General features: G+C 75.5%; 6 protein-coding genes. 3 read left to right on the top strand and 3 right to left on the bottom strand.

Annotated elements, in window-relative coordinates:
* Positions 1 to 65 precede the first annotated feature (65 nt).
* Both ACTMTB_RS29305 and ACTMTB_RS29310 read right to left on the bottom strand, forming a co-directional pair.
* A complete protein-coding gene (locus ACTMTB_RS29305) occupies positions 66 to 1,019 on the bottom strand; it encodes a tRNA (adenine-N1)-methyltransferase (RefSeq protein WP_247657956.1) in 954 nt (317 codons plus the stop codon).
* A gap of 65 nt (positions 1,020 to 1,084) precedes the next feature.
* On the bottom strand, positions 1,085 to 2,239 hold the full coding sequence (locus ACTMTB_RS29310) for a M50 family metallopeptidase (protein WP_441149401.1): 1,155 nt from the start codon (positions 2,237 to 2,239) through the stop codon (positions 1,085 to 1,087).
* 81 nt (positions 2,240 to 2,320) lie between these two features.
* On the opposite strand from ACTMTB_RS29310, the gene ACTMTB_RS29315 reads away from it, so the two are divergent.
* The 3 genes from ACTMTB_RS29315 to ACTMTB_RS29325 all read left to right on the top strand — a co-directional run bounded on the left by ACTMTB_RS29315 (position 2,321) and on the right by ACTMTB_RS29325 (position 5,453).
* Positions 2,321 to 3,235 (top strand): RecB family exonuclease, encoded by a 915-nt coding sequence (locus ACTMTB_RS29315; RefSeq protein ID WP_357619223.1) that lies wholly within the window; start codon positions 2,321 to 2,323, stop codon positions 3,233 to 3,235.
* A 222-nt stretch (positions 3,236 to 3,457) separates the two neighbouring features.
* Entirely contained in the window at positions 3,458 to 4,648 is a 1,191-nt protein-coding gene (locus ACTMTB_RS29320; protein ID WP_441149403.1) for a sensor histidine kinase, read from the top strand.
* Between the two features lie 118 nt (positions 4,649 to 4,766).
* Positions 4,767 to 5,453, top strand: coding sequence for a response regulator (locus ACTMTB_RS29325; RefSeq protein WP_441149404.1), 687 nt, complete (start codon positions 4,767 to 4,769; stop codon positions 5,451 to 5,453).
* 7 nt (positions 5,454 to 5,460) lie between these two features.
* Here the strand turns inward: ACTMTB_RS29325 and ACTMTB_RS29330 are convergent.
* A partial coding sequence (locus tag ACTMTB_RS29330; protein ID WP_441149406.1) for an MGH1-like glycoside hydrolase domain-containing protein occupies positions 5,461 to 6,000 on the bottom strand: 540 nt, incomplete at its 5' end.

Genomic DNA, 6,000 nt, shown 5'->3' on the forward strand with positions numbered 1-6,000 from the left:
CGCGCCGCCGACCCGCACCGGCCGGCGGAATCCGCCCGCTCACTCCCAGCCGCCCCGCTCCGCCGTCACGACGCGTCCGCCTCGCCCGTCGCGGCCGGTTCCACCCCGGCGGCCTGGGCGGCCGCCGCCTGTCGGGCCGCGGCCGCCTCGCGCAGCGCCTGCTTGCGCTCGGCGTACGCCTCGGCGCCCTTGCTGGGCTTGCGACGCCGCGGCGGGGCGGTGACGCCCGGGGCGAGCTTACGCGCGGAGACCAGGAACGCGGTGTGCGCGATCATCCGGTGGTCCGGGCGGACGGCCAGCCCCTCGGCGTGCCAGTCGCGCACCAGCGACTCCCAGGCCCGCGGCTCGGTCCAGCCGCCGCGCTCGCGCAGCGCCTCCACCAGCTCGGACAGCTGCGGGGTGGTGGCGACGTAGCCGATGAACACGCCGCCGGGCAGCAGCGCCCGCTCGACCATGTCGAGGGTCTCCCACGGGGTGAGCATGTCCAGGATGATCCGGTCGAAACCGGTCTCCGGGCAGTCGGCGACGTCGCCGACGTGCAGCTTCCAGGCCGGGTGCGGGGCGCCGAAGAAGGACTCGACGTTGCGCCGGGCGATCTGGGCGAAGTCGTCGCGCAGCTCGTACGAGTGCAGTTCGCCGCCGGTGCCGACGGCGCGCAGCAGCGAACAGGTCAGCGCCCCGGAGCCGGCGCCCGCCTCCAGCACCTTCGCGCCGGGGAAGATGTCGCCCATCGCGACGATCTGCGCCGAGTCCTTCGGGTAGATCACCTGCGCGCCGCGCGGCATCGACAGCACGTAGTCCGACAGCAGCGGGCGCAGCGCGAGGAACGCGGTGCCGCCGCCGGAGGTGGTCACCACGCTGCCGTCGGGCTGCCCGATCAGCGCGTCGTGCTCCAGGATGCCGCGGTGGGTGTGGAACGCCTTGCCGGGCTCCAGGACGACCGTGTGCATCCGCCCCTTCGGGTCGGTCAGCTGGACCCGGTCGCCGGGGCGGAACGGCCCCCGGTGCACCGGGGGCAGGTCTCCGACGGCGACGGGCGCCGGTGTGCCGTTCTCGGCCGGGAGGGCGGGGGGATGTGCTGCGGTCACCTGTTCATCTTCCGTGTGGGTTCGAGGACCTGGGCGAGATCCCCGATGTGCAGAACGCCGACCACATCTTCGCCTGCCGTCACCACGTACTGTGCGGCCGGGTGGCGCTGCACCGTCTCCATCACCCGGTCGCCGGCCACCCCGGCCGGCAGCGCGGGCAGCCGGTCCAGCGGCCGGGCCACCGCGTCCACCGCCACCCAGGGCCGGCGTTCCGGGGGTACGGCGTCCGCCGCGGCCGGGTCCACCAGGGCGACCGGCCGGCCGGTGCCGTCGACCACGGTGACCGCCGCCCCGGCCGGCGCCTGCGCGGCGTGCCGGCGCTGCGCCTCGGCCAGCGGGGTGCCGGTGGGCACGCCGAAGACCGGCCGGGCCAGCCGGGCCAGGTCGATCAGCGGGACCCGGCGGCTGATCCGGGCGTACCGGATCGACTGGCCGGCGCCGCGCCAGAGGGTGACGGCGACCAGCAGCATCAGCGGCAGGGCCAGCGGTATCAGCAGCCGCTGGACGGTCAGCAGCACCACCAGCACCGCCGTGCCGACCGCGACGGCGCGCCCCACCCAGCCGGCGATCTCGGTGGCCCGGTGCCGGTCCCGGGTGAGCGCCCAGACCGCGGCACGCAGCGCCCGGCCGCCGTCCAGCGGCAGCCCCGGCAGGATGTTGAACAGCGCGACGATCACGTTGCTCAGCGCCACCTGCAGCGCGAGCTGGTGGGCCAGGGTGTGCGGGGGCAGGGCCATGGTGACGCCGACGGCGATCGCGCCGAGCACGGCGGAGACCGCCGGACCGGCCAGGGAGACCAGCAGGTCGACCCGGGGGGTGGGGGCGTCGGACTCCATCTCGGTGTAGCCGCCGAGCAGTTCCAGGGTGATCCCGCGCACACCGATGCCGTACCGGCGGGCGGTCAGCGCGTGGCCGAGCTCGTGCAGCAGCACCGAGCCGAGCAGCGAGACGACGAAGCCGAGGCCGATCAGGTAGCCGCCGAGCGGGCCGAGGTCGAGCCGGTCGCGGGCGAACTCGGCGTACGTCACGGTGATCAGCAGGGTCAGCAGCAGCATCGACACGTTGACGTGCAGCGGCACCCCGAAGACCCGGCCCACGGTCAGGCCGGTGCGTCGGCCGGACCGGCGTGGCGCTCGGCTGCGGGGTTTCACCGCCCCGATGCTACGCCGCGCGGATCATGCTCCGGTGCGCCGATCACGGCCCTGTCACACCGGTGCCCTAACCTTCGGGGCATGACGGCGGAACCGGTGATCGACGAGCAGGCCACTCCGGCGGCGGCGCTGCCGGCCACCATCCGGGCGTCGTTGTCGCCGTCGCGGGCGGCGGATTTCAAGACCTGCCCGCTGCTCTACCGGTTCCGCAGCATCGACCGGCTGCCCGAGCGCCCGACGGTGGAGCAGGCCCGGGGCACCCTGGTGCACGCGGTGCTGGAGCGGCTGTTCGACCTGCCGGCCGGCGGGCGTACGCCGGACGCCGCCGGTGGTCTGGTGGCCCCGCAGTGGGACCGGCTGGTCACCGAGCAGCCCGAGCTGGCCGGCCTGTTCGACCCGGGCGACGAGGCGGGCACCGCCGAGTTCCTGCGCTCGGCGGCGGGGCTGCTGGAGGGCTACTTCGCGGTGGAGGACCCGCGCCGGCTGGAGCCGGCCGAGCGGGAGAGCCTGATCTCGGCGGTGGTCGACGAGCAGCTGCTCATCCGGGGCTACCTGGACCGCCTCGACGTCGCGCCGGACGGCGCGCTGCGGGTGGTCGACTACAAGACCGGCGGCGCGCCCCGGGAGGCGTTCGAGGCGCGCGCGCTGTTCCAGCTGAAGTTCTACGCGCTGGTGCTGTGGCGCACCCGGGGGGTGGTGCCGCGGGTGCTTCGCCTGCTCTACCTCAAGGACGCGGAGGTCTGCGACTACTCCCCCGACGCCGAGGAGCTGCTGCGCTTCGAGCGCACGGTGGTGGCGCTCTGGCAGGCCATCGAGCAGGCCACCGAGCGGCAGGATTTCCGGCCCCGGCCGAGCCGGCTCTGCGACTGGTGCAGCCACCAGGCGCACTGCCCGACCTTCGGGGGCACCCCGCCGCCGTTCCCGGACCGGTCGGCGGCCGCCGACCCGCTGCGCGACGCCCGCTCCGGCCCGGCCGCCCCCGGCGCCGACGAGTGACCTTCCTTCCCTGCGCCGCCCGACACCCGGCCCGACCGCCCGTCGGCGCCGACCGGTGATCGGCGGCTCGGCACCCCGTTCGGCCGGCCCCGATACCGGCAGTGACCGGCCGCCGATCAGCTCCGCACCACCCCCGGGCGGAGGCCGTCTCCTCCCTGAGGAGGACGGCGGGTTCACCGTCGGCGACGACCTGGCGCGCCGGGCGGCGGTTAGCGTCGCGGTATGACCGACGGACCCGCGCGATGGTGGCAGCGCCGACCGCTCGCCGGTGACGCGCTCTTCGCCGCCGCCCTGGTGCTGCTGGAGGTCGCTTTCCTGCTGCTCACCCCGCCGGAGTTCTGGCCCGGGCGGATGCCGGGCGCGCTGGCGTGGAGCCTGCTCGCGGCCGCCCCGGTGGCGTTGCGCCGGGTCGCTCCGTGGACGGCGGTGGGTCTGGCCGTGGCCACCCTGATGCTGCCGGTGCTGCTCAAGCTCGCGCCCGGCACGCAGGGCCTGGCGTTCATGGTCCTGACGTACACGATGGCCGCGCGCCGGCCGGCGCGGCAGGCGGTGCTGGCCGCGGTGCTGCTCTGGGTGCCGGTGGGGGTGGCCAACCTGGTCGCCCCGCCGGAGGGGGTGCTGGCGGTGAGCCCCGGCTACCTGCTGCTCAACAACCTGCTCATCGCCCTGCTGTCGTACGCGGTGGGGCGGGCGGTGCAGGCGCGGCGCACGTCGGTGCGGGCGCTGCGGGAGCGGGCCCGGGTGGCCGAGGAGAACCAGCGTTCCCTGGCCGAGCAGGCGGTCGCGGACGAGCGGCGCCGGATCGCCCGGGAGCTGCACGACGTGGTCGCCCACCACGTGAGCGTGATGGGGGTGCTGGCCACCGGGGCCCGCCGGGTGCTGCGCCGCGACCCGGACGCCGCCGACGAGGCCATCGCCACCATCGAGGACACCAGCCGGGTCACCCTGCGCGAGATGCGCCGCCTGCTGGACGTGCTGCGCACGGACGCGGAGCCGGCGGCGGACCTGACCCCACAGCCCGGCCTGGCGGGGATCGAGGCGCTGGTCGAGCAGGTACGGGAGGCGGGCCTGCCGGTGACCCTGCACGTCGAGGGCACGCCCGGGCCGGTGGAGGAGGGCGTGTCACTGACGGTCTACCGGATCGTGCAGGAGGCGTTGACCAACGCGCTCAAGCACGCCGGAGAGGCCACCGCGCAGGTGCGGCTCACCGTCGCCGACGGCTGCCTGACGGTGGAGGTCACCGACACCGGGCGCGGGCCGGGACCGGGACCCGACCGGATCGGGCACGGCCTGGTCGGCATGCGGGAGCGGGTCGGCCTCTACGGTGGGACCCTGCGGACCGGTCCACGGCCGGGCGGCGGCTTCCGGGTGTCGGCGCGGATTCCGGTGGACTCGGTCGGGGCCGCGGCGTGACCCGGGAGCGCCGGGCGGGCACCGCCGGCCGGGCCGCGCCGGCACGGCGCCGGAGCGGGCGACCGGGCCACCACCGCACGGGCGACCGACCGCACCACCAGCAGGACAGGGAGAGCTCATGAGCGACGGTACGGCGGCGGCACGGCCGGTGCGGATCCTGCTCGCCGACGACCAGCCGCTGCTGCGTACCGGCTTCCGGATGGTGCTGGGCACCGAGGAGGACCTGGACATCGTGGCCGAGGCCGGCGACGGCCAGGAGGCGGTGGAGCTGTCCCGGCGGCTGCTGCCGGACGTGGTGCTGATGGACATCCGGATGCCCCGGATGGACGGGGTGGCGGCCACCCGGGCCATCGTCGACGCCCGGCTGCCGGTGCGGGTGCTCATCCTCACCACGTTCGACCTGGACGAGTACGTGGTGGGGGCGCTGCGCGCCGGGGCGAGCGGCTTCCTGGCCAAGGACGTGCCGGCGGAGGACCTGGTGACCGCGATCCGCACGGTCGCCGCCGGGGAGGCGGTGGTCGCGCCTCGCATCCTCCGGCGGCTGCTGGACCGCTTCGCCGACGTGCTGCCCGACCCGGCGGCCACCCCGCCGAAGGCGCTCAACTCGCTCACCGAACGGGAGCGGGAGGTGCTGGTGCAGGTGGCCCGCGGGCTGTCCAACGCCGAGATCGCCGCGGCGCTGTCGGTCAGCGAGACCACGATCAAGACCCACGTCGGGCACGTGCTGACCAAGTTGGGGCTGCGCGACCGGGTCCAGGCGGTGGTGCTGGCCTACGAGACGGGCCTGGTCCGCCCGCAACGGTGATCGCTCGTCAGGCTTCGCGCGGCGAGGTGGCCAGGCTGGTCTGCCGGTCCGTCTCCGCGCCGCGCCGATCCACGCTGCCGATGGCGTCGACCCGGCCCCACCGCCCCGGGATGTCGAGCAGTTCGATGCGCCCGAACCGCTCGGGCAGCGCCGGCTCGACCACCAGATCGTCCCCGTACGGCTCGAGGCCGAGCAGCGTGCGCACCAGCAGCAGGGGTGCTCCGGTCGCTTCGGACTGCGGACTGTTGGCCGTCGGGTACGGGACGGGGCCCCGGGTCAACCCGCGGTGGAAGCCGCCGAAGGCCTCCGGCGGCCTGCCGTGGAAGTGGTGGGACGCGTCGATGATCCCCTCGGCGATGCGGCCCGCTTCGTGGGCGAAGCCGTAGCGGCGCAGTCCCCAGGCGATCAGGGAGTTGTCGGAGGGCCAGACCGCGCCGACGTGGTAGCCGAGCGGGTTGTAGCGGCCCTCCCCCTCGGCGAGGGTGCGCACTCCCCAGCCGGAGAAGAGGCGGGGGCCGAGGAGGTGTTCGGCGATCCTGGCCGCGCG

The sequence above is a fragment of the Micromonospora sp. L32 genome (assembly GCF_052068055.1).
Classification (GTDB): domain Bacteria; phylum Actinomycetota; class Actinomycetes; order Mycobacteriales; family Micromonosporaceae; genus Micromonospora; species Micromonospora purpureochromogenes.